Source organism: Paenibacillus sp. NPDC101420, assembly GCF_050277435.1.
Lineage (GTDB): Bacteria > Bacillota > Bacilli > Paenibacillales > Paenibacillaceae > Paenibacillus_AQ.
The window spans coordinates 146,333-166,369 of sequence record NZ_JBNNSE010000008.1; the positions used below are offsets into that span (position 1 = coordinate 146,333).

General features: G+C 46.5%; 17 protein-coding genes. 14 read left to right on the top strand and 3 right to left on the bottom strand.

Going from position 1 to position 20,037, the window contains the following annotated elements:
• Window positions 1–17 precede the first annotated feature (17 nt).
• Genes ACQKMP_RS26355 through ACQKMP_RS26365 form a run of 3 tightly spaced genes read left to right on the top strand, consistent with a single transcriptional unit; the run spans window position 18 to window position 3,064 of the window.
• A complete protein-coding gene (locus ACQKMP_RS26355) occupies window positions 18–1,076 on the top strand; it encodes an ABC transporter substrate-binding protein (RefSeq protein ID WP_042191929.1) in 1,059 nt (352 codons plus the stop codon).
• 39 nt (window positions 1,077–1,115) lie between these two features.
• Window positions 1,116–2,726 (top strand): FAD-binding protein, encoded by a 1,611-nt coding sequence (locus ACQKMP_RS26360; RefSeq protein WP_379425378.1) that lies wholly within the window; start codon window positions 1,116–1,118, stop codon window positions 2,724–2,726.
• Complete coding sequence (locus ACQKMP_RS26365; protein WP_076285502.1) at window positions 2,723–3,064, top strand: 4Fe-4S binding protein; 342 nt, start codon at window positions 2,723–2,725, stop codon at window positions 3,062–3,064. The genes ACQKMP_RS26360 and ACQKMP_RS26365 overlap by 4 nt, the downstream gene beginning before the upstream one ends.
• A gap of 204 nt (window positions 3,065–3,268) precedes the next feature.
• Here the strand turns inward: ACQKMP_RS26365 and ACQKMP_RS26370 are convergent, their stop codons facing one another.
• Entirely contained in the window at window positions 3,269–3,814 is a 546-nt protein-coding gene (locus tag ACQKMP_RS26370; RefSeq protein ID WP_042191922.1) for a glutathione peroxidase, read from the bottom strand.
• A 679-nt stretch (window positions 3,815–4,493) separates the two neighbouring features.
• On the opposite strand from ACQKMP_RS26370, the gene ACQKMP_RS26375 reads away from it, so the two are divergent.
• From ACQKMP_RS26375 to ACQKMP_RS26400, 6 genes are all read left to right on the top strand, one after another.
• Window positions 4,494–5,570, top strand: a complete 1,077-nt coding sequence (locus tag ACQKMP_RS26375) for a bifunctional 3-deoxy-7-phosphoheptulonate synthase/chorismate mutase (RefSeq protein WP_076285501.1) — start codon at window positions 4,494–4,496, stop codon at window positions 5,568–5,570.
• A gap of 192 nt (window positions 5,571–5,762) precedes the next feature.
• A complete protein-coding gene (locus ACQKMP_RS26380) occupies window positions 5,763–7,205 on the top strand; it encodes a SulP family inorganic anion transporter (RefSeq protein ID WP_427471933.1) in 1,443 nt (480 codons plus the stop codon).
• 188 nt (window positions 7,206–7,393) lie between these two features.
• On the top strand, window positions 7,394–7,876 hold the full coding sequence (locus ACQKMP_RS26385; RefSeq protein ID WP_427471868.1) for an Rrf2 family transcriptional regulator: 483 nt from the start codon (window positions 7,394–7,396) through the stop codon (window positions 7,874–7,876).
• A gap of 21 nt (window positions 7,877–7,897) precedes the next feature.
• A complete protein-coding gene (locus ACQKMP_RS26390) occupies window positions 7,898–8,896 on the top strand; it encodes an LLM class flavin-dependent oxidoreductase (RefSeq protein WP_427471870.1) in 999 nt (332 codons plus the stop codon).
• 189 nt (window positions 8,897–9,085) lie between these two features.
• A complete protein-coding gene (locus tag ACQKMP_RS26395) occupies window positions 9,086–9,859 on the top strand; it encodes a hypothetical protein (RefSeq protein ID WP_427471872.1) in 774 nt (257 codons plus the stop codon).
• A 105-nt stretch (window positions 9,860–9,964) separates the two neighbouring features.
• Window positions 9,965–10,798, top strand: a complete 834-nt coding sequence (locus ACQKMP_RS26400; RefSeq protein WP_427471874.1) for a prohibitin family protein — start codon at window positions 9,965–9,967, stop codon at window positions 10,796–10,798.
• A gap of 96 nt (window positions 10,799–10,894) precedes the next feature.
• On the opposite strand, the gene ACQKMP_RS26405 is transcribed toward ACQKMP_RS26400, so the two are convergent.
• Window positions 10,895–11,887, bottom strand: a complete 993-nt coding sequence (locus ACQKMP_RS26405; protein ID WP_427471876.1) for a ketoacyl-ACP synthase III — start codon at window positions 11,885–11,887, stop codon at window positions 10,895–10,897.
• A 10-nt stretch (window positions 11,888–11,897) separates the two neighbouring features.
• Entirely contained in the window at window positions 11,898–12,239 is a 342-nt protein-coding gene (locus tag ACQKMP_RS26410; RefSeq protein ID WP_042191906.1) for a hypothetical protein, read from the bottom strand.
• A gap of 322 nt (window positions 12,240–12,561) precedes the next feature.
• On the opposite strand from ACQKMP_RS26410, the gene deoC reads away from it, so the two are divergent.
• The 5 genes from deoC (at window position 12,562) to ACQKMP_RS26435 (ending at window position 19,996) form a co-directional block, all read left to right on the top strand.
• On the top strand, window positions 12,562–13,239 hold the full coding sequence (gene deoC / locus ACQKMP_RS26415) for a deoxyribose-phosphate aldolase (RefSeq protein WP_143759565.1): 678 nt from the start codon (window positions 12,562–12,564) through the stop codon (window positions 13,237–13,239).
• Window positions 13,240–13,551: 312 nt separating this feature from the next.
• Window positions 13,552–14,844, top strand: coding sequence for a homocysteine synthase (locus ACQKMP_RS26420; protein WP_042131076.1), 1,293 nt, complete (start codon window positions 13,552–13,554; stop codon window positions 14,842–14,844).
• A 209-nt stretch (window positions 14,845–15,053) separates the two neighbouring features.
• Window positions 15,054–16,130 carry a hypothetical protein gene (locus tag ACQKMP_RS26425; RefSeq protein WP_427471879.1) on the top strand — a complete coding sequence of 359 codons (1,077 nt, stop codon included), beginning with the start codon at window positions 15,054–15,056 and terminating at the stop codon, window positions 16,128–16,130.
• A 417-nt stretch (window positions 16,131–16,547) separates the two neighbouring features.
• A complete protein-coding gene (gene aroB, locus ACQKMP_RS26430) occupies window positions 16,548–17,687 on the top strand; it encodes a 3-dehydroquinate synthase (RefSeq protein ID WP_427471881.1) in 1,140 nt (379 codons plus the stop codon).
• Window positions 17,688–18,031: 344 nt separating this feature from the next.
• A complete protein-coding gene (locus ACQKMP_RS26435) occupies window positions 18,032–19,996 on the top strand; it encodes a heavy metal translocating P-type ATPase (protein WP_341146463.1) in 1,965 nt (654 codons plus the stop codon).
• The last annotated feature ends 41 nt before the right edge of the window (window positions 19,997–20,037 follow it).

The window sequence follows — 20,037 nt, forward strand, 5'->3', positions numbered from 1 at the left end:
TCTAGGGGGAGAAAGAAATGAAACCAGCGTACAGAGAGATTCAAGGGAAACGTTCTAAAAGGATACGATTTGCACTTTTAACTACGATTATGATGGTTATGCTGGTTCTTCAGGCTTGCGGAAATAACGCTGGAGGAAATGGAGCATCTGCATCCGGCGGCTCTAGTACAGAGAAATCTGGAGGCAAAGCCGAAAGTAACGTTCCAGCGGTACTGAACTTTGGTTTTATAGGCTCTAATAAGCTGAATGTGCCAGGTGGCGCGGAGGGCTGGGGCTTTTATAAAGGGATCATTCAAGAAGAGTTGAAGAAATATGGCATTACTGAAGTGAAGCTTACGGGCTTTCCAAACGGTCCTGATCAGACAGAATCCTTAATTAGTGGTCGATTAGATATCGGCAGCCTTGGGGATACACCTGCTATTATTGCTTATGCTTCTGGGGCCAAGACACGTCTGATTTCACAATCCTCAGCCAACACTATCGGTTATCTAATCGGTAAGAAGGATGGACCAAAGACGGTGAAGGAACTGCAAGGGAAGACTATAGCCATTCAAAAAGGCTCTTTCATGCACCGCTATGTGGTTGGGTTACTTCAGGAGGAAGGCGTAACTGACTATAAACTCGTGCATATGCTCATTCCGGATGCTACCGCAGCTTTGGCCCGTGGAGATGTAGATGCTACGACTAATTTGGGTGTACCTGCGCTGAAGTTAATTGACCAAGGTTACACTCACTTAGACGATGCCTCGAAGCATCCGAACTTGCTCGGCACTAGTGCAACTGTCGTGTCCGAGGATTATCTGGCGAAATTCCCTGACTTTCCGAAGGCGTGGAACGAAGCCCGTGAGAAAGCCTTGGCGGATTTGAAACAACACGAGGATGAATATTATCAATTTTTGGCTGAAATCGGAGATACAACGCCAGAGCTGGCGAAGCAAGTAAATCCAATTAGTGATATCAAAGATACCGCGTTCACTGACGAAGGAACCAAGCTACTGGAGGGTACCAAGAACTTCCTTGTCGAAGAAAAATTAGCGAAAAAAGACTTCAATATTAGCGATTGGCAGCTGAAATAACAATTGCTTGGAAAGCGCAAATGCTTGGGAGGAAAAGATATGTCGCAGCTTAAGAAGGAAATGACAGTGGATGTGCTCGTGCTTGGCGGAGGTCCCGCAGGAGCTTGGGCGGCATGGAGTGCAGCGTCGCAAGGTGCAAAGGTAGTCTTGGCCGATAAGGGCTACTTGGGCACAAGCGGCGCCACTGCTCCGGGCGGTACAACGCTGCTCGTTATCCCTCCAATTGCCGAGCTGCGTGAGCAGGCGGTTCAATCCAGACTAAAATCTGGTGGATATCTGTCGGAGAACGCTTGGATTCACCGCGTGCTGGATCAGGTAGAGCAGAATCTGGCTCTAGTTGAGAAGTGGGGGTATCCTTTTCCGAAGGATGAAGAAGGTAACTCGCTGCGTATACATCTGCATGGACCAGAGTACATGAGGATTATGCGAAGAGTTGTCCGCAAAGCGGGAGTCACGATCCTCGATCAGTCGCCAGCGCTAGAGCTTCTTCATGATGAACATGGGGTTGGCGGGGCGCGTGGGATCAACCGTCTGACAGGGGAGTCTTGGGAAGTAAAGGCCAATGCCGTTGTGATGGCAACCGGAGGCTGTGCTTTTCTCAGCAAAGGTCTTGGCTGCAACGTATTGACAGGCGAAGGGCTGTTGATGTCCGCTGAGGTGGGAGCTGATTTGTCAGGCATGGAATTCAGCCGTCAGTACGCTCCGAGCTTTGCAGATGGAACGGTAACACGTGGCCGTATGCTAGCGTGGGCTACGCTTTATGATGCGGACGGTCATCCGTTGCATAAAGGGGATCGAACTTTTGGCAGCATCCCTGAAATGATGCTCAAGGGGCCGGTTTATGCTTCGCTCGATCTGGCAGATACAGCGGAGAAACAGGATTTTCTGCGAAAAGCGCATCCGATTTTCTTTATGCCGCTGGAGCGGGCGGGAATTGATGCGTTTAAGCAGAAATTCCCGCTCACCCTGCGCTATGAGGGCACGATGCGCGGCACTGGGGGTCTGCGCCTTACGGGCACGGACTGCCGGACGACCGTGCCCGGACTCTATGCGGCCGGAGATGCCGCATCTCGCGAGAAAGTGACCGGCGCCATCTCCGGCGGCGGGGCTTATAACGCTTCCTGGGCCATATGCAGCGGAAGCTGGGCAGGTCAGGGAGCCGCGCAGCATGCGCGGTCCTGCCGAGGGCAGGCGAACAGCCGCAACCTGACCGCAGCGGGACGCTACGGTTTGGCGGCTGGCACCGACACCTCGGAAACGCTGGAGGTGAAGCCGCTAGTCGCGGCGATCCAGCGTGAAATCTTACCGCTGCAGATTAATTATTTCCGCAGCGAGCCGGGCATTTCTTCAGCCTTGAAGCGGCTGAATGCCTTGATGCCCTTGTTGAACGGGCGCGTTCCCGCCACCGTACAGGGCATCGTGCAAGCACGCGAAGCCGCGGCTATGCTCGCGGTCGGCAGATGGATGTACACCGCCGCGCTGGCCCGGAAGGAGACGCGCGGCCTGCAAAAGCTCGCGGAATATCCGGAGCTTGATCCGCGTCAAACCCACCGGCTGATTGTATCCGGTATAGAGCAAATAAGCATCAGTACCGAGGCTGTGCCCCATGCTCATGAACTGAATCAACTAAAGGAGGGGCAGGCGATATGATCGAACTAATCAGCGTGGAACGCTGCGTGGGTTGTAAACTGTGTACGAAAGTATGTCCGACAAACGTATTCGAAATGCAGGGGAAGATTCCGGTTATTGCGCGTCAGGAAGATTGCCAGACTTGTTTTATGTGTGAAGCTTATTGCCCTGTAGATGCACTTTATGTAGCGCCACAGGCAGATCAGCTGATCGGTGTAAATGAGGAGGCGCTAATCCAGACAGGGTTGCTAGGGAGCTGGCGGGCTGAGATCGGCTGGGGACCGGGCGCTAATGGCTCAATGGCTGAAAGGGATACCACCCCTTATTTTGAAGTGTTTACCGAGCAGTACCGTACGTGAAAAAGCCGCCCAGAGTTGGAGTCTGGGCGGCTTATTGTTGTATAGAAATTCAATCTATGTAGGCCTTTGTCCCGGGATTTCCACCGCGAAGAGCGGTTTCAATCAAGAAATCTGGGGACAACAGCGGCCGGAAGTCCAATTATTCACCGCAGTGACTACTATGCTTTAAGTTGATATCATTAGTTCGGTATATATCTAAAAAAACTATAGCAGTGCTTCGATCGCTGGCTCAATATCCAGCGGATCCACAGTAGATTCGAATCTTGTAATTACATTGCCTTCGCGATCAATTAGAAATTTAGTAAAGTTCCATTTGATTTCGTCATTGTTCAGTGCTTCCGGATCTTTGCTCTCAAGCATGCTTTGAAGCAGCTTTCCTGAAGAATGGTTCATGTCGAAGCCTTCAAATCCAGCCTGCTCAGTAAGGTGAGTGAAGAGGGGATGTTTATTTTCGCCCTTTACTTCAACCTTCTCAAAGAGAGGGAACGTAACGCCGTAATTGATTTGGCAAAATACATTCACTTCTTCATTGCTGCCAGGCTCCTGTTCCCCAAACTGATTGGAAGGGAAACCGAGAATTTGGAAGCCGCGATCTTCGTATCGCTCATAGAGCTTTTGCAGGTCGGAGTATTGGTGGGTAAACCCACACTTACTTGCTGTATTCACAATCAAAAGTACTTTACCTTTGTATTCCTCTAGTTCGATCTCTTTTCCTCGAATACTGCGTGCTGTATATGGATAAATGCTCATGCTGCTACATCCCTTCAGTTATGTATTGTCAACGCTAAAGCTGCCAGTGAATAAGAACAGGAAATATTTTCAATGATTTAATTGTAAACAATCAAAATATCGCTGTCAACTTCATACATAGAAAGGGATTGGAACCTTTTAATCAGTGGCAGAATAGTATGGGTATGGGTTATTTCATACTTCAAAGCCTATTCTAGTGAGTTGTTATAAGAATAATTGTATCTCATGTGATTTTATTGCGTTAAAGCTACTCAGCGTTCCATTATTATCTTGCATCGGAAACATTTTTTGATTAAGATAGCAGAAACCAGCGCAAAGACACGCTGACATAAATAAGACTATGACGAAGAGAGTAAGCATTATAGCGGATCTTAACAGGGAAGGCGTGCCGGAGACTGAGAGCACCCTCATGAGACGATTAATGCCGAAGTTCACTTCCGAGTCGGCCCCTGAAGTAGTTTGTCACAGGTCGTGACAGGTATGAGTAGGGAGGCCCGCGCCCCGCGTTACCGGGTTTAAGATAGAGTTAATCTTTAGTCGAGGGAATCCGATTTTCTATTCCTTTGTGCTAGTTTAAGGGTTAATTCTAAATAAGGGTGGTACCACGGCTCCTCGTCCCTTGCGACGGGGGGCCTTTTTGCGTTTCAAATTATAAATAAGAAGAGGGAGTGGAAGGGTAATGAGTAACGTGGAATTGGATGTTCTTAGAGGTCGTCTGGATGAAATTAATGGGCAATTGCTGGAGCTGATCTCCGAGCGGGCTAAAATTGTACAGGAGATTGGAGTAGTTAAAGAAAAGCAAGGTGTGCCTAAATTCGATCCAGAACGTGAAAAGAAAATGCTGGATCAGCTCGTAGCGAGCAACAAAGGACCTTTCACTAACGGAACCATCCGCAGCCTCTTCAAACAAATTTTTTCAGCATCTCTGGACTTACAATCCGATGAACATAAAAAAACTTTACTAGTAGCGCGTAAGAGTCACAAAGAAGACACTGTGATTGTTCTGCCGGGAGATGTTACTGTTGGCGGTCCTTCTTCACTGATGGTAGCTGGACCTTGCTCTGTGGAAAGTGAACTACAGACCCGCACCGTAGCTGCAGCACTGCAAAAAGCTGGTGTACGTGTTATGCGTGGAGGTGCCTTCAAGCCGCGGACTTCTCCTTATGATTTCCAAGGTCTAGGTATGGACGGCCTAAGAATATTACGTGAAGCAGCAAATGATTATGGTCTGCTGACCATCAGTGAAATTGTAGATCCAAGACATATTGAAGAGTCCTTAGATTATGTAGATATTATCCAGATCGGTGCACGGAACATGCATAATTTTGAGCTGCTTAAAGCGGTCGGAGAAGTCAATAAGCCTGTGCTGCTGAAACGCGGATTGGCTGCTACGCTCGATGAATTCATACATGCAGCGGAATACATCATGTCTCGTGGTAATACACAAATCATGTTGATTGAACGCGGAATTCGTACGTATGAAAAAGCGACCCGCAACACGCTCGATATCTCAGCAGTGCCTATTCTTAAGCAGGAATGCCATCTGCCAGTATTGGTCGATGTTACTCACTCCACAGGACGCAAAGATATTCTTATCCCTTGTGCAAAAGCCGCACTCGCAGCCGGAGCCGATGGTATTATGGTCGAGGTTCATCCTGATCCTGCAACTGCGTTGTCCGATGCTGCGCAGCAGCTGAATATTGATGAGTTCAACAACTTCTTTAATGAAGTGAAAGCTTCCGGACTATACCGGTAATCTAGAAATATAGAATTTGAATGATATTTCAAGGATTGGCTAGAAAATGAGGTGAATAAGCGCTTACAAGTCTATCTAATCTTTTTGTGAAGGTGAAGGCGGGTCGAGTACAATAAGGAACATTAGCGTTGCACCGGCCCCGGGTCTTTTTGAAAAGGCCTATATACCTTATTAGTCACAGGAGGAAATTAGATTTTGGAGCAGCTTACCTTAAATAATGGGTGGTTTTCTAACACTCGAACCGATATTTTATCGGGGATGACCGTAGCCGTTGCACTGATTCCTGAAGCGATCGCTTTTTCGATCTTGGCGGGAGTAAGTCCGATGGTTGGTTTATATGCCTCTTTTTGTATTGCAATTGTAACCGCACTTGCCGGAGGCAGACCCGGAATGATCTCGGCGGCTACAGGGGCTATGGCCCTATTAGTCGGAAGTCTCGTACTAGAGCATGGAATAGAGTATCTGTTCGCGGCAACTGTACTGGCTGGTGTGTTTCAGATATTGATGGGGATGCTAAAGCTGGGCCGATTCATCACTTTTTTGCCACAGCCGGTCATGACGGGGTTTGTCAACGCGCTGGCGATACTGATTTTCATGGCGCAGCTTACCCATTTTAAGGGACAAGGCTGGGTGATGTATGGACTGGTAGCTCTGACATTGCTTATTATCTATACGGTTCCTCGGTTTACCAAAGCCGTACCCTCAGCGCTTGTAGCGATTGTTATCGTTTCTATTCTTAGCATCGCTCTTCATCTGGACGTAAGAACCGTAGGGGATATGGGGAATATTACAGCAACTTTGCCACTATTCCATTTACCGCAGATCCCGTTCACGCTGGATACGCTGCTTATTATTTTGCCATATTCACTCTCGCTGGCCGTAGTTGGGTTATTGGAATCACTGATGACTGCCACCTTAATAGACGATATTACGGGCACAGGTAGTGATAAGAACAGAGAGGCGAAGGGACAGGGGCTGGCGAATGTAGTCACTGGTTTTTTCGGAGGGATGGCAGGCTGTGCGATGATTGGCCAGTCAATGGTTAACATGAAGTCAGGAGGACGCACGCGTCTGTCCACGTTTGTATCAGGGATCTTTTTATTGTTCCTAATTATCGTACTTGGCGATGTGGTTAAGCAGATTCCGATGGGCGCGCTCGTTGGCGTAATGATAATGGTCTGTATCAGCACCTTTGAATGGGGCTCGCTTAAATCTCTAACCCGTGTTCCGCTTAGCGATGCGTTGGTTATGATTGTGACGGTGGTCACCGTGGTGGCTACAGACAATCTTTCTATTGGCGTTTTGTTTGGGGTTCTGCTAAGTGCTTTAACGTTTGCTTGGAAAATAGCTTCGATCCGCCTAACAGTTCAGGAAGCTGCCTCTTCCAAAACATATGCGGTTACCGGCCAGCTGTTCTTCGGTACGACAAGCCACTTCATTCATGAATTCGCCTACGATAGCGATCCCGATCATATTATTATCGATTTTTCACATTCCCATGTGTGGGACCAATCCGCAGTTCATGCCATAGCGAAGACGATGAGCAAATACGCCGAGCGTGGCAAAAAAGTCACCATTACCGGACTTAATGATCAGAGCTCACAGCTGGTTCAGCGGGTGGGACTATCCATATAAAAAAAGATTGCGCTATATGCGCGATCTTTTTTTTATAGCAGATATTAACTGTAAGAGAAGACGGGCAGGGTTTTACTTTTGGTGCAAACTGATATAAAGTATAAAGTGGATAATGTTTATCCGCTTTATACGCGGTGGTATAGTCTACAGTTTATATTAAGCAATTTATGTAGATCGAGGTGCTGTACATGCATATGAAAACAGGGGTGGAACAGTCAGTGTATGCACTGGTTCTGCTTAACATGCTGCCGGACAAAGCGGTGTTGTCTGGAGAAGCGATTAGCCAGCAGCTCGGAGCATCGGCGACCTATTTTCAGAAACTGTTAAGAAAGCTGGTAACCGCAGACATCATCACGTCTGTTCCCGGCATTAAAGGTGGCTTTAAATTAAAGAAGAGACCTGAGGATATTCGTGTATATGACGTTTACCTTGCGGTGGAAGGCCAGCAGTCGCTGTATTCATCCAATGGTATTCTGGTAGACATGTTGGATTTAGAGAAAGAAGATAGCTGCTGCCTGTTAACCAATCTGATGGAAGAAGCTGAATCCTCTTGGAAAGCTGTATTAAAGCGGGAGACTATTGCTTCGTTGTCGGAGGAAATGTGTGGTGAACGCTTTAAAGATAAGATTGCAGCCTTAGAGGAATGGATCAGCAATAAGATGGTCATCTAACCAAAGAAGGGATGTATTCGCATGAGATTAAGCATATTGGATCAGGCACCCGTGACAAGTGGTAACACAGCGGAAGGTGCTCTGAATAAAGCAGAAGAACTAGCTATTTTAGCAGATGAGTTGGGATATAGCAGAATGTGGATGGCAGAGCACCATGGCGGAAATACATTTGCTAGCTCAGCTCCAGAAGTAACGGCAGCCCGTTTAGCCGCTAAGACCAACCGTATTCGAATCGGCACCGGCGGTGTTATGATGATGCATTATTCTCCGCTTAAGCTGGCGGAAGTATTTAAAACGTTAAGTGCTTTTACCCCGGGGAGAATAGATTTCGGTGTGGGACGAGCTCCTGGTGGCGATACAAGTGCTATGTACGCTCTGTCTGAAGGCCGCGAGTTAATGCTGCATAACATGTATGATAAGCTTGGCATTACTATGCAGCTGCTTAGTGATCAGATTCCGGAAAGCGAGTTGTATACCAAAAATCTTGCCGCTCCAATGAAGGTGGCGCTCCCCGAGGTGTGGTTGTTAGGCTCGAGCGGCAACAGTGCGCGAAAAGCAGCACAGATGGGAGTCGGATACTCCTTTGCGCAATTTTTTAATGGTGCCATGAGTAATGAGATCTTGGATCAATATCGGAATAACTACCAGCCTTCTATCTTCATGGACAAACCTGAGATTAGTGTATCCTATATGGTGACCACCGCAGAAACGAAGGAAGAAGCTGAGTATGAGGCATTACCGCAGGATATTTTTCGGTTGATGATGAGCAAGGGCAGAATTACTCAGGTGCTGACACCAGAAGAAGCTCAGAACATATCGTTATCGGAAATAGACCGGATGTCAATCAAGGAAAGCCGTAAGATTCATTTGGTTGGTGCGGTCAAAGACATCGCCGTACGCTTGCAAGAAGAACAAGCTCAATATGGTTTCCAGGAAGCGATGATATGCAGCATTCCGCATTCGCAGGAGAAACGTCTAGAGGTTTACCGACTACTGGCGCGTGAACTGCTAGGTTCTTGATTCTTTCTTCTCAAACCCGCATTTGATGCGGGTTTTTTGTATGCCCAATTTAGCTTTTTGATCGATGCATACCCTCAAAAGACAATAAATTAACCCTCCCGCCCCCTAAAAGTAACATTTGAAATTCTAACTTCATCTATGATTACTGAAAGATTTAATTTTAAAAAGAGGATAGGAAGTGAATAAGAGATGTTTCCTTTACATAAATCCGTTACGCTGACAGCTTTGCTTCTAATGAATCTGCTGGCAGGTTGCCAACATCAGGTTGACCCACCCCCCCTTCAATCGGCTAACGACTACCACACATCAAGACCGAAGCCAACAGACACCTCTGCTAACCTCATTAAGCTGGAGTGGATGCTGGTGGATACAATCCCCGTAGTCTCTCAACTAAGTGCTCCACCTACAGGCGCTACTTTGATTACAGAGAAGAAGCTGAATAATTTCGGAGGAGTCAAAGTGAAAGTGTATACGATGGTTAGTGACGAAGACTACGTGTATGCCAAAATTTCTACTTCCAAAGGACAATACAGTCTAGGGGCGATAGGAACTTATAATTATCGTCAGCCGGAGGATATCAAGGTAGAAGTGGTGGGGATTTTTAGCGAAAAGGTGCTGAAAATCACCGGTGGACTAGGAGCAAATAATTCGCTCACTAACTATTATTTAATCGACGAGAGTGGTAACCCCTCGGGATTGCTGCAAATAGATACCGGACATTCCAATGAGCTGGATGTTGATGGGGATGGATCTATTGAGGGTGTAGCCGCGCATGGAAATCCGATGAGTGCCTACATTTACCGCTGGAATGTTGATCACGCCGAGGTAACTTACGTTAATGATGCTTTGAAGGCGGACTCCGTGGTGCTAACGGATGAAGGAATATATGAAGCTTTTAATATCGGGGACAAGCAGAGCAAAAGATTCCGATTGACCCTAGAAGGACTGATCCCAGAGCGGTAATGCCATGACTACTGCTGCTGAAATATTTCCTGCGACCAATTCCCTCGAACCTCCGTATAGACGATTAAGCTTAAATGATTATCCATAATCTAGGAGGGGTATTGGATGAATATGCAAATGAATCCGAAATTGAAACAGCTGCGACCGGGGAAAATAGTTAGCGGTGTTGCAGCGGTGCTCATTGTATTGTTGATTGGCGCGAACTCTTTTGTATCTGTGGAATATGGGCATGTAGGTTTGTACAAAACCTTTGGTAAATTAAATGACAATACGTTGTTACCTGGCATTCATTTTAAAGTTCCGTTTATTCAGACGGTGATTCAAGTCAATACGCAGGTAACGAAAGCGGAGACCGATACTTCAGCCTCTTCAAAAGATCTTCAGCCCGTATCCACACATGTGGCGGTGAACTATTCCGTAAATAAGGCTTCCGCCTTTAATCTGATGAACAATATCGGAGGTAATTTTGATAATGTAATTATCAATCCGGCCATTCAAGAAATCGTTAAAGAAGTGACAGCCAAATATCCAGCAGAGGATTTGATTACACGCCGAGATGTAGTGTCGAGTGAGATCAGTGAGCATTTAACCGCTAGGCTGGCAAAATATGATCTGATCGTCAACGACATTAACATTGTTAACTTTAAATTCTCGGAGGCGTTCAATCAGTCGATTGAAGCGAAGCAGGTCGCGCAGCAGCAGGCGCTGAAGGCTGAAAATGATCTCCGGCGGATTGAGATTGAAGCGAAGCAAAAGATCGCACAAGCTCAAGCCGAAGCCGAATCTTTAAGACTTAAGAAGCAAGAGGTTACACCTGAGCTGGTGCAGCTGAAGCAAATAGAGGTTCAGGAGAAAGCGCTGGAAAAATGGAACGGCGTACTGCCATCTGTAACAGGGGGAGCCACTCCATTTGTGGATGTTCAATCCCTGACTAAATAATTCATTATTAGATTTCTGATTTATTTCACAAATTGCTAACATCTGCTCCTCTGATGGGAAAGCCCTACTTCTATAGAAGTAGGGCTTTTTATGCTATTAATATTGATAAAGCATTGTAGGAATTTGCCAACCAGCACCAACCGACCAGAAGAAGACATAATCGCCACGTTTGATTCGTCCGTCTTCGACTCCGCGTTGAAAGGCGATAAAAGGACTGCTTGTAGCCGTATACCCGAACTCGTCGCCTACATAGATGAATTTCTCATCAGTAAGTCCAAGACCCTCTTGGATGAGTTCGATATTTTTGAGAGAGAATTGTGAAAGGCAGAAGGCAGATATATCATCTGTAGTCAGGCCGTTTCTTGAGAGAAGCTCTTTCATGTCTGCAACCGCCGCATTTACACAAACAGTACCGTCAAAGGGTGTCCAGCGTATCCGAATTTGCTCAGGTGTAATGTCCTCGTGATAAATATTCGATAAACCGCAAGCAGGGAACATAATATTCTCAGATCCCTCAGAATCAGTGTAATAAAGGGAGTCAATGAAGCCTGATTGCTCGCTACTTCGTTCCAGAATGACAGCTGCTGCGGCATCCCCGAAGTTAGGGTAAGTAATTTCATCATCCGTATTGCAGTGCACTGAGCTATAGTCGCTTCCCACGACGAGTGCGTACCGGATACTAGGATTAGCTTGCATATAACGACTTGTCTGCTCTACAGCAGACACCATTCCTGCACAGTTGGCATTGGAATCTTGCGTAATGGTCCGATGTTTACCTTGTAGCATGCGGTGCAGCAGGAGTGCGTTGGTAGGATAGGTATATTCCGGTGTCTGTGAAGCGAACATGATCATATCCATATCTTCACCTTGTAAATTGGCTTCTTGTAGCGCTTTTTGGGCGGCCTTGAGTCCCATCGTTAGGGCATTTTCATCCTTATCGTTTACGATGTATCTCCGGTCACGACCCATGACTTCTAGGAATCGCTTAATGTCCTTGCCCATACTCTGGAAATGCTCCAGATAATAATCATTAGATACGACATGTTGCGGATGGTAATAAGCGGCTTGGCGGATGGTTATATGTCCCAAATGAAACCTCCTATGCTTCAATAATTTCGTAATTTTCTAATTTTGTTGCCCGGGCTACTCGGCTTAGCTGCATTTTTAGGACAGGGCTTTTGGCAATAATGAAGGTTACTTTTTTAAATCCTGATTCTTTATACAGTATGTAGCATTGCTCAAGCATAGGAAGAGTGTCGGGCGAGGATACGTTTAATGTCTTGCAATCTAAAATGATCTCATATTGTGCTGGGTCAAATGTACTTACGATTTGGTTGTACTCCTGAATGAAGCGCCCGGCGTCCTCCGGTGACATAGAACCTTCTACTTGTACATTCAGTTTTTGGGCTGCAGCGTTTGAGGTGAAATTAAAGTTTCCCATTTTAAATCGATCTCCTCCTAAATATGATGAAAGAAAAATTTAAATAAATAGGCTAAAAAACCCATTTATATAGATATTATCGTATTTTTTAATGGGAAAGTTTAGGGGGATTATCCTTTATATTTTAAAAAATACAAGAAGGTATAAAATTAACTTGAAAAGATAATTTAGTAAATAATGACCTTCTCTAAGTATATTTATATGAGTTAATCGAGGTTAGGGTGGGTCTGATCGTCCAGTCGACTTTGCAAAGCAGAGTTCTATTGGTATGATTACAGAGATGAAAAAAATTCACTATCCAAATCATGGAGGAATGACAAAAATGAGCGAAATTACACTATCGCGGATCATTGATCATACACTGCTTAAAGCTGATGCACGGAAAGAAGATATCGTTAAATTGGCAGAGGAAGCAAAAGCATATAAGTTTGCTTCAGTCTGCGTAAACCCTGCTTGGGTAGCTACTGCCCATGAAGTGTTGAAGGATACGCCTGAAGTTAAAGTCTGCACAGTTATCGGCTTCCCGCTCGGATCCTCGACAACAGAGACCAAAGCATTTGAGACTACCAATGCTATCGCTAATGGTGCAGGTGAAGTGGATATGGTCATCAACATCGGAGCGCTGAAAGATGGTAACAATGAGTTGGTTAAACGTGATATTGCAGCAGTTGTAGACGCAGCTCGCGGCAAAGCACTGACTAAGGTCATTATCGAGACCTGTTTATTAACGGAAGAAGAAAAGGTTCGTGCCTGCAAGCTTTCTGTTGAAGCTGGAGCAGACTTCGTAAAAACATCCACAGGATTCTCTACAGGTGGGGCAACGAAGGAAGATATCGCACTGATGCGTGCAACGGTTGGACCTAATGTGGGTGTGAAGGCTTCCGGTGGTGTTCGTAGTGCAGAAGATGCACATGTAATGGTACAAGCTGGTGCAAGCCGTATTGGTACCAGCGGCGGTGTAGCTATTGCTAAGGGTGAAACAAGCCAAAGCAATTACTAAAAGAAGATAAGTAAAATGGTAGCGGTGAGATGAGGTGGATAAGCTTTATCCGCCGCTATTCTATTTTTTATTGCGTAGATGTTCTGTGTCAGGTACATATTGTTATACATGTTTCTTCGGCTTAAAAATTTTTATTGAAAGCGTTATCTGATGTTCATCGGACATGCTTTCCTTCGAATAAATCAAAATATAATAATTCGCACCGGAATAATAAGATTTTTTTCTTTTCAAATGATGTCGTTTATGAGAGAATGGGTACAATTATTATTTGTTAAAGATTTCTATTCTTATTTATAAAGGGAGGAAATACCTATGTCAGAAGACCGTAAGCTGTCATTTGAAACTTTGACTGTTCATGCAGGCCAGGAAATTGATCCAACTACTTTCGCACGTGCTGTACCGCTTTATCAGACCACGTCTTATGGATTCCGTGATGCTGATCATGCAGCGGATCTGTTTGCGCTCAAAGAATTCGGTAATATTTACACTCGGCTGATGAATCCGACTACAGATGTATTTGAACAGCGTTTGGCAGCACTAGAAGGTGGAGCAGGTGCACTTGCTACAGCTTCCGGGGCAGCGGCTATTTCTTTCTCCATTCTAAATATTGCGGGCGCTGGGGATGAAATTGTATCTGCGGCAAGCCTATACGGTGGAACTTATAATCTTTTTTCTACAACGCTGCCTAAGCTTGGCATTAAGGTGCATTTTGTGGATTCGGATAATCCAGAGAACTTCCGTGCTGCGATTAATGATAAAACCAAAGCTTTGTATGCAGAAACTATTGGTAACCCACAGGGGAATGTACTAGATATTGAAGCCGTTGCAGCGATCGCACACGAACATGGAATTCCTCTTATTGTGGATAATACGTTCCCAAGCCCATATTTACTGCGTCCGATTGAGCATGGAGCTGACATCGTTGTTCATTCGGCAACTAAATTCATCGGCGGGCATGGTACATCTATCGGTGGAATTATTGTAGACGGTGGTAAGTTCGATTGGAAGGCAAGCGGTAAGTTCCCAGGACTTACAGAGCCTGATCCAAGTTATCATGGCGTTGTTTATACGGAAGCTGTTGGACCGATTGCTTATATTATCAAAGCCCGCGTTCAATTACTTCGCGATTTAGGTGCTTCTATTTCACCATTTAACTCTTGGATGCTGTTGCAAGGGCTCGAGACACTCCATTTGCGGATGGAACGTCACAGCCAGAATGCACTAAAGGTTGCGCAATATTTGGAGGCACACGCAGATGTAGAATGGGTAAGTTATTCTGGACTTCCTACTCATCCATCTCATGAATTAGCGCAAAAGTATTTACCTAAAGGTCAAGGCGCGATCCTTACCTTCGGTATTAAAGGTGGAAGTGCTGCGGGACGCAAGCTGATTGAAAATGTGAAGCTGTTCTCGCATTTGGCGAATGTCGGTGACTCCAAGTCATTGATTATCCACCCTGCAAGCACAACACATGCACAGCTGTCGGATGAAGAGCAAACCACAGCGGGAGTAACTCCGGAATTGCTCCGCTTATCGATTGGTACGGAATCTATTGATGATATTATTTATGATCTGGAACAGGCCATTGCCGCCAGTCAACAATAGAACAATGAAGTTCAAGGAAGGCATCTGCTGCTATGTGGCGATGCCTTTTTTGTGATTTAATAAGGCAAATTATTCATATGATTTGGCAACGCTTGCATATTTCATGGGAGGTTCCCGTATTTATAAGTGTGGTAATAAGATGTCGGTGGCATGATGTTTATTTACTAGGCGTACCGGCAGCAATCCAAAGATAAAGGGTGGGTGCGAAGATGAAGGGTGAACGTCAGCAGGATGGTTTTCGGAGTAGTGAAGAGCGCCCGTTCAAGTTCATGTATAAGGCCGGTGATCGGGCTGTTGGGATGGAAATGAGCCAAGCCGGATCCGTTGCCTCCGCTGCCGCAGAATTTATCACCGGAGTAGAGCAGAAGGATGTCGTAGAACCTTTGAACCGTTCTTATTTTAAGCGCCCTGGAGAACAGTCGGCTTTCTTAGTGCTGCGTGAAGGACGAGAAGAACGTGAAGAGCGCCCTACTACAAGAGAAGGAACAAGATCCGTTCAAGCTGGACCTTGTCTGATACGAAGTGAGGAATGGCTGCTTGAACCTGAATTGTTCTGTCTTTATGAGAACTGGTTATCCAGTGAAGATGAGCTGCAGGCTAATCGAATGCTGCAGCGGATTTATTATCGATTGCAGGCAGCGACCACAGCGCTGCTGGAATCGCCGGATGGTGAATGGGCAGCGCTCACCCTGCTGCATCCAGAGGAGCTTGCGGCGCAGCCCGCAAAGCTCACCGCGCTTCAGGACGCGCAGCTCGAAGCGCTTTTTACTGCGGTGGCGGAGAGCCAGCGGCAAGGCGGCGATTGCCGCCTTGACCTGCTGGTCGCCTACACCGCAAGCGGAGCCGAATTCGCCGCAAAGCGCGAATTCATCGAGGTCGTGGCCGATCAGACACTCGGCCACGCTTATGCGGCGGCGTGCCGCATCGGGGCGCTGATCGCGCCCGATGTGGAGCCCTCCGCCGCCGCGGAAATCGCGCGCATCGCCGATTTCCTAGTGCTCGACGGCGCGGCGAGCGAGCTCGCGCCGGAAGGGGCCGCCGCAGAGGGCTTCACCTTGGCGGCGGGGGAGATCCTTGCCGCCGTGCGGAGCGTGAAGCCGGCTGCGGTAGTTCTCGCCGCGGGGACTCCGGCGGCGTCGGCTTTGGCCGATCTGTATCAGATCGGCCTCAGCGGGATCTTTTGCAGCGCCGGTCAGCGGACCGAAGCGCTGCTTAGAGCAGCCTGTCTGATCTGGATCGCCAGGCAGCAGGAAACATTGGATACTGCCGCCGGTGGAAGGCAGTAACACAGCGACGAAGTGGCTGTCCCATATGCCACTTGCGATTCTAAATGAGACGACAGAGCAGTGATTCTCCCGTTATCGGAGGATTACTGCTCTTCATTTTGTGCGTTTTGACTGCTTGCTTCAAAAGAATATTCATCATCGCTTTGGGCACACGGACTCGGAGGACCCTATTTGTATGATTTATGCTTTTGGAGCACAGATTCGGACTCCAGAGAGATTATTCAATAGAAGCTGTGTTCGTATCGGCTAGCTCACAACCTTCCTGCTTTATCAACAATGTAGCTATTACGTCCACCAGGGGCACGTGGATTGATGAGCGCACAATTTCTTTCAGCACTCTCATTCATTCTACATAAAAAGGATAATTATATTAGCGGATCGAATCTATTAGCATCCTACTGAAAAGAGGCGCTGTACATGTCCGCAAATTTTAGAGTTGCCCTGAAGAAGGTTGTTGACCACTCCTACGACATTGAGATCGGAGAAACTTTATTTAGCACATTAATAGAGGACTTAAAACGAGGTATCGTAGAAAATGTAAGCAAATTTGCGATAATTACGGATTCCAAAGTTGAAGCACTTTATGGACAAGCCTTGCTGGAACAGTTGATTCAGAATGATTTTCATGCGGAGCTTTTTTCTTTCCCCGCCGGAGAGAAATCCAAAACCCGTGAAACGAAGGCGTTGCTGGAGGATCAGCTATTAAGCCGTTCTTATGGACGAGATTGCTGTATTATTGCGATTGGAGGCGGGGCGGTAACAGATTTGGCAGGTTTTCTGGCAGGGACATTTGGCCGGGGAGTGCCGAGTTTGAACTATGCGACCACCTTATTAGCAGCAGCAGATGCATCCATTGGCGGAAAAACAGGCGTAAATACACCGGTCGCTACCAATCTAATCGGTGTATTTCATCAACCCAGAAAGGTCTACATCGACTTAGCGACATGGAGAACACTTCCGGTTCGTGAGTTGCGTAGCGGCTTAGCTGAAACGATCAAACATGCCTGCATGGCGGATGCGGGTTTTTTTGAGTATTTGGAGCAGAATTTGGAACAAGTTGTTTCTTTAGAGGGAGAGCTTATATTAAACCGAGAGGTCTGCGAACGGATTGCACTTTATAATTGTGAGATCAAATACGGTGTGGTAGAGAAGGACGAATTGGAGAGCAATCTGCGGCAAATTCTTAATCTAGGGCATACTGCGGGTCGAGCACTGGAGGCTTTAAGCGGTTATGAATTGTTACATGGTGAAGCTATTGCGATAGGTCTTGCTATTCAGGTGCAGTTAGCAGAGCGCTTGGGATATGTAACTCCGAACCAAACTCAGCGGGTGATTGCATTACTACAGAAGGCGGGTCTGCCGACTGAAATTCCAGCAACCATTACAGATCGAATACTAATCGATAAAATGTATACAGATAAAAAAGTACGCAAAGGGCGCATACGGTTTGTATTCCAAGAGGGGATCGGTTCGATGAAACGTTTTGAGGATGGATCTTATTCGACTCCAGTCGAGGAACATGTCCTAACAGAACTGTTAGATAAAATCCGCCATTAAGCGAGCAGCTGACATATACTCTGAAATTTAGGGCGGTTAGCTGAACAGATAGGCTTTACTTTTTCATTCCTGGTGGTATGATTAAAATATAAGTTGCACTAAGGAAATATAGTTGTACTATTGCAACAATGATTATCATTCTCACTACCTATAGTTATCAATCATGCTGTCCCGGCTAAGCCGGGGCAGCATGTGTCATTTTAGGGGTCTTAATAATGGCTCTCATTCTCACTTGGCTGAAGTTAGGCTCCACAAAACAAAGCGTATGCTTACGAAGCAAGTTTTGTTGCGAAGAAGAGTCAATGAAGTAAAACTCCACAAAACTTTAAAGGACGGCGATTATTATGCAAGCAACATCAAAACATTTACCCAAGCAGTCATCTATCTCTGGCAGCATGAAGAAGCCAGGCGCTCCAAAGCGCCGGTTCGATCCGCGTGCCATGCTCAGCAATTCTGAAATGCAGGCTGCTCTGGGCAGCGGACTGCTTATGCTTTTTGCTTGGTCAGTTAGTGGATGGTCAGAAATTCTTTCCATAGCGCTCTATGTCATTTCTTATACGATTGGTGGCTGGAACAAGGCAAAGGAAGGCGTAGAAACGCTCGTCAAAGAACGGGATCTCGATGTGAACCTATTAATGATTGCAGCCGCACTAGGCGCAGCTTCCATTGGATACTGGAATGAAGGTGCTATGCTTATTTTCATTTTTGCACTCAGTGGAGCATTAGAGAGTTATACGATGGAACGTAGTAAAAAGGATATTTCCTCGCTGATGGCACTCAAACCGGCTACGGCTATGCGCATTGAAAAAGGAAGTATGAATGAGGTTAATATTGACCAGTTGGTGATCGGAGATCTGCTGCTTGTGCGCCCGGGAGATTTAATTCCGGCAGACGGCAAGGTATATCGGGGGGAATCGGCAGTAGATCAGGCTTCCATTACGGGAGAATCGGTTCCTGTAGAGAAATGTGCCGGTAGCGAGGTTTTTGCAGGCACTGTGAATGGAGAAGGCCCCCTTTATATTGAGGTAACGAAAGCAGCTGAGAACACCCTTTTTGCTAAAATCATCAAAATGGTAGAAGAGGCAGAGACGGAAGTTCCTAACTCCCAGCGTTTTATTAAAAGACTAGAAGCCATCTATGCACGGGTTGTCGTAGCCTCGACAGTGGCACTGATTATCCTTCCACCGTTTTTGCTGGACTGGAGCTGGAGCGCAACCTTCTATAAAGCGATGGTCTTTCTAGTAGTAGCATCACCTTGCGCTTTGGTCTCTTCGATTATGCCAGCGATGCTGTCAGCCATCTCCAAAAGTGCGCGAAAAGGGGTTCTGTTTAAAGGCGGGGTCCATCTGGAAAATATGGCACGCACAACGGTTGTGGCATTCGATAAGACAGGGACGCTTACAGAGGGAACTCCTCAGGTAACTGATTTTATTGCAGGTGAAGGCTACAGCCGGCAAGAGTTGCTAACGGTTAGCGCATCCATTGAGCACATGTCCCGTCATCCACTGGCGGAAGCGATTGTGCGTAAAGCAGAAGAGGAAGGTTTAGCACTACAGGGAGTAGAAGACAGTAAAACCATCACAGGTTGGGGAATTGAAGGTCAAATCGACGGACATCTCTGGAGAATCGGAAAGTCTAATTTGCTCGATGAGCTGACTCCATCTGCTATGAATCCTGAACTAGAGCATTGGAAACTTAAGCGGCAGCAGTTGGCTGAAGAAGGGAAGACCGTCTCCATCATTCTGGACGGTGAGCAAATTGCCGGAATGATTGCTTTACAGGATACGGTTCGTCCACAAGCAGAAGCCGCAGTGCGTAAGCTGCAGGAGCTTGGGATTAAAGTAGCAATGCTTACCGGTGACCGTGACGCTACAGCTCAGGTTATTGCAGGTACAACTGGAGTGGATATGGTATTTGCCGATCTATTACCGGAGGATAAAGTGAAGCATATCAAAGCACTACGTGAAAAGTATGGTCACGTTGTTATGGTAGGTGACGGTGTGAATGATGCACCTGCTTTGGCGACAGCAACCGTAGGCATGGGGATGGGCATGAAAGGGAGCGGCGCAGCACTTGAAATAGCCGATGTAGTGCTTATGAATGATAATATAGAAGAGATCGCTTCAACGATATCATTGGCGCGTCGTTCGCAGCGTATTGTGAAGCAAAATATGATTTTTGCTGTGACTGTGATTGCAGTGCTTATGATCAGCAACTTTGTGCAAGGGATCGCACTTCCTTTTGGCGTGATAGGGCATGAAGGCAGTACGATATTAGTGATTCTAAATGGACTAAGATTATTGAGATAATATTTTTTGAAATTAAATTGTTCACAAAATAGTTTCGGAAC

What these genes read in the sequence shown, in the direction of transcription:
- ACQKMP_RS26375 (WP_076285501.1), top strand. Translation starts at nt 4,494, where the DNA reads ATGAGTAACGTGGAATTGGATGTTCTTAGAGGTCGTCTGGATGAAATT.
- ACQKMP_RS26355 (WP_042191929.1), top strand. Translation starts at nt 18, where the DNA reads ATGAAACCAGCGTACAGAGAGATTCAAGGGAAACGTTCTAAAAGGATA.
- ACQKMP_RS26395 (WP_427471872.1), top strand. Translation starts at nt 9,086, where the DNA reads ATGTTTCCTTTACATAAATCCGTTACGCTGACAGCTTTGCTTCTAATG.
- ACQKMP_RS26410 (WP_042191906.1), bottom strand. Translation starts at nt 12,239, where the DNA reads ATGGGAAACTTTAATTTCACCTCAAACGCTGCAGCCCAAAAACTGAAT.
- ACQKMP_RS26385 (WP_427471868.1), top strand. Translation starts at nt 7,394, where the DNA reads ATGCATATGAAAACAGGGGTGGAACAGTCAGTGTATGCACTGGTTCTG.
- ACQKMP_RS26360 (WP_379425378.1), top strand. Translation starts at nt 1,116, where the DNA reads ATGTCGCAGCTTAAGAAGGAAATGACAGTGGATGTGCTCGTGCTTGGC.
- ACQKMP_RS26400 (WP_427471874.1), top strand. Translation starts at nt 9,965, where the DNA reads ATGAATATGCAAATGAATCCGAAATTGAAACAGCTGCGACCGGGGAAA.
- ACQKMP_RS26435 (WP_341146463.1), top strand. Translation starts at nt 18,032, where the DNA reads ATGCAAGCAACATCAAAACATTTACCCAAGCAGTCATCTATCTCTGGC.
- ACQKMP_RS26370 (WP_042191922.1), bottom strand. Translation starts at nt 3,814, where the DNA reads ATGAGCATTTATCCATATACAGCACGCAGTATTCGAGGAAAAGAGATC.
- ACQKMP_RS26420 (WP_042131076.1), top strand. Translation starts at nt 13,552, where the DNA reads ATGTCAGAAGACCGTAAGCTGTCATTTGAAACTTTGACTGTTCATGCA.
- ACQKMP_RS26365 (WP_076285502.1), top strand. Translation starts at nt 2,723, where the DNA reads ATGATCGAACTAATCAGCGTGGAACGCTGCGTGGGTTGTAAACTGTGT.
- deoC (WP_143759565.1), top strand. Translation starts at nt 12,562, where the DNA reads ATGAGCGAAATTACACTATCGCGGATCATTGATCATACACTGCTTAAA.
- aroB (WP_427471881.1), top strand. Translation starts at nt 16,548, where the DNA reads ATGTCCGCAAATTTTAGAGTTGCCCTGAAGAAGGTTGTTGACCACTCC.
- ACQKMP_RS26390 (WP_427471870.1), top strand. Translation starts at nt 7,898, where the DNA reads ATGAGATTAAGCATATTGGATCAGGCACCCGTGACAAGTGGTAACACA.
- ACQKMP_RS26425 (WP_427471879.1), top strand. Translation starts at nt 15,054, where the DNA reads ATGAAGGGTGAACGTCAGCAGGATGGTTTTCGGAGTAGTGAAGAGCGC.